4 protein-coding genes are annotated in these 2,887 nt (G+C 46.6%); 3 read left to right on the top strand and 1 reads right to left on the bottom strand.

The features are described from left to right. The 3 genes from WCO51_11865 to WCO51_11855 form a co-directional block, all read left to right on the top strand. On the top strand, nt 1-927 hold a 927-nt coding region (locus tag WCO51_11865), incomplete at its 5' end, for a sugar ABC transporter permease (GenBank protein ID MEI6513950.1). 212 nt (nt 928-1,139) lie between these two features. Next, the gene (locus WCO51_11860) at nt 1,140-1,775 is read left to right on the top strand and encodes a carbohydrate ABC transporter permease (protein MEI6513949.1); all 636 of its coding nucleotides are present in this window, start codon (nt 1,140-1,142) and stop codon (nt 1,773-1,775) included. Next, nucleotides 1,772-2,575, top strand: coding sequence for an MBL fold metallo-hydrolase (locus WCO51_11855; protein ID MEI6513948.1), 804 nt, complete (start codon nt 1,772-1,774; stop codon nt 2,573-2,575). Before WCO51_11860 ends, WCO51_11855 begins: the two co-directional genes overlap by 4 nt. A 7-nt stretch (nt 2,576-2,582) precedes the next feature. Here the strand turns inward: WCO51_11855 and WCO51_11850 are convergent. Then, a partial coding sequence (locus WCO51_11850; protein MEI6513947.1) for a hypothetical protein occupies nt 2,583-2,887 on the bottom strand: 305 nt, incomplete at its 5' end.

Genomic DNA, 2,887 nt, shown 5'->3' with positions numbered 1-2,887 from the left:
AGGCTTGCATCGCCCCGAATACCTGTTGAGAGAACGAAGATTGGCAGTAGTAAGCATCTTCCTTATCTTTTGATCGTCCCAATATGTGTTTTGTCTTTCGTATTGGTGCTTTACCCAATCACGCAAGACATTTGGATCAGCCTGACCGATAAGACTCTTGGCGATAAAATCGGAACCAAGGTTGATTTTGTTGGACTAAAAAACTACATTGGACTAGCGCACAATTCGGCATACTTGGCAAGCGTTCGCATCACCACTCTTTACGCCATCATCAATGTGTTCTGCTCCGTCGGCGCCGGCCTAGGTACTGCGCTACTGGTTAACAGAAGGTTCCGTGGCCGCGGAGGTGTTCGTGCCCTTTTGACGGCGCCATGGGCCTTTCCTGACGTTGCCTCAGTCATCATCTTCATTTGGATATTGAATTCTGCGTTCGGGATTATTGGAGTTGTCAGTCAATACCTTCCATTTGATACTTCTGGCGGATGGCTGACCTCGAGTCCTTATGCCTTCATCTCGATTATTGGTATGTCCATGTGGAAGACATTTCCGTTTTACAGCATCGTCTTTCTTTCGGCCCTTCAAGGAGTTCCCGAGGATCTACTTGAAGCAGCAACAGTTGATGGGGCAGGACCATTTGAGCGCTTCAGAGCAGTCACCTTGCCAAGCATCAAACCGACTCTTTACTTGTTGGAACTTCTGGCCTTCATTTTTGCCTTTAGGCAATTCAGCATGATCTACCTGACAACTGGCGGCGGTCCAGAAAGGGATACTGAAACTTTGGTTGTCTCGGTTTACAACACGGCATTTAAGTTTTACGATTACGCGCTTTCTTCCGCTATCGGAGTTACCGGTTTGGCAATTACCTTCCTAGTGGCACTTGTCTATTTGCTTCTGCAATCCCGAGCAGCAAAGCGAGATTTTCGATGAACGTCGTAATCGGGAGTAAAAGGACCATACTCGTTAGGTCAATATTCCGCTATTCAATAATTACTTTCGTTTGTCTCTTGGTTATTTTTCCACTTTATTGGATGTTGGTAACCGCTATCCAACCACCCGACATTTCCCTGCAATATCCACCGGTCCTATATCCAAAGGCCGCAAATCTGCATGGCTTCCAGCAGTTATTTCATGACAATCCGATGGCAAGATGGCTCCTCAACTCTGGATTTGTTGCGGCGCTAACAACAGTAATCACCACCTCATTTTCAATATTGGGAGCGTACGCAATTTCTTGGTTCAAATGGCGGGGAAAATTTGTTTTCGGAATGATGTTGCTTTTCACTCAAATGTTGCCAGAAGCTTTGATCGTTATTCCGATCTATAAAATGTATAGTCAAATTCATATTGCAAATAATTTGCCGGCGTCGTCTCTAATCCACGCAGCCTTCGTAATACCAGTGGGTGTATGGATATTGAGACCTGCTTTTGAATCCATTCCCAAGGAAGTTAGTGAAGCGGCGCAAATCGATGGCTGCGACTACTTTGCTTTATTGCGAAAGATAATTATGCCTTTGTGTAGTCCGGCCATTTTAGCCGTTGGCGTTGTTGCTTTCTTTGCGAGTTGGGGTGATTATCTCATGGCGGTCACAATGATTTCGAAACAAGACCTTTACCCCGCCTCGGTCGGACTTGCGTCCACTATGTCGCAACTAGATACGCCGATCCAAGAGCTGCTATCAGGGGCGCTGATTTACGGATTGCCACCTGTAATTCTTTATATGTTTATTCAGAAGTTCATTATTTCGGGACTAACGGCGGGAGCGATAAAAGGATGACTACAAACAGTTCTATATGGCCCTTGATTAGGGACACAAAAGTTCCAGAAGGCGCCGTTCACATCTGGTGGCTTCTTCAAGCAGGCTTTGTTATCAAGAGTCCGGGTGGCTTCACAGTGTGCATCGATGCCTACCTAACAGATTCGGTTCAGACCTCCTATGGCATTTCACGAGGGTATCCAGCCCCGCTTACTGCCGATGAATCAGAATTCGATGTAATTCTCGCGACACATCCTCACGATGATCACCAGGATCCTGAGACGATAATTCCCTTTTCGAAGCACCCAAAGACTCGATATATGGGACCTTTCTCGGTCATTAAATTAGCTCGTGCCGGTGGTTTTTACGGCGACCGCGGACAGGTGCTTAAACGTCGTGAGATCGGGCAAGTCGGCGATATAACAATCGAAGCCGTTTACGCACGTCACATGTTCGAGTTAGAAGAGACACCGGATGCCGCTGGATACATCGTTACAGTCGGCAAACACCGTATCTATCACTCTGGTGACACCGAATATGACGCTCGAATCGTGGATGATACTGAAGGTCGAGTAGATGTTTCCTTGATTTGTATTAACGGGGGGACAGGAAATATGGACACGAAGGAGGCAGCTTTCCTTGCCTGGCGCCAGGGTTGCAAAGTCGCTGTTCCAATGCATTGGGGACTTTGGCCCGCCGACATGGAAATGGATCCACCACAAACTTTGGACCTCGATGAGTTCACTGATACCTACCGACGTTTGGAACCAAACGGGTCGGTATGGATTCCAAGAATTGGTGAACCGCTAGAACTGAAGTAAATGCCGATCAGTCAACGATAAGAGTTGGCACAATCTTCTTTACTTTCCAAGATGGTATTGAACCTTCTCTTGCCACTTTCGGGATTTCTTGCACGCAGGAAATAAGTGTGGTTTTTCTGTGCGATTTGATATCTCCAGAGGAAATTCCCAAGGCAATGAGCTTCTTCACTCGAGGAGTCACTTCGGTCAAATTAGCCACTGGTTCGTCGGACTTATTTAACAGCGTTGTATAAATAAGCGGACCCATTAACTCGGTAATCACATTGAGGAGATTATTCTTGGGCTTGCGGGCGATCAGAGTTGAAGGAGTAT

The organism is bacterium, from assembly GCA_037131655.1.
Taxonomy (GTDB): domain Bacteria; phylum Armatimonadota; class Fimbriimonadia; order Fimbriimonadales; family JBAXQP01; genus JBAXQP01.
The sequence above is the reverse complement of the archived record's forward strand: the minus strand, read 5'-3'. Positions and strand labels throughout refer to the sequence as shown.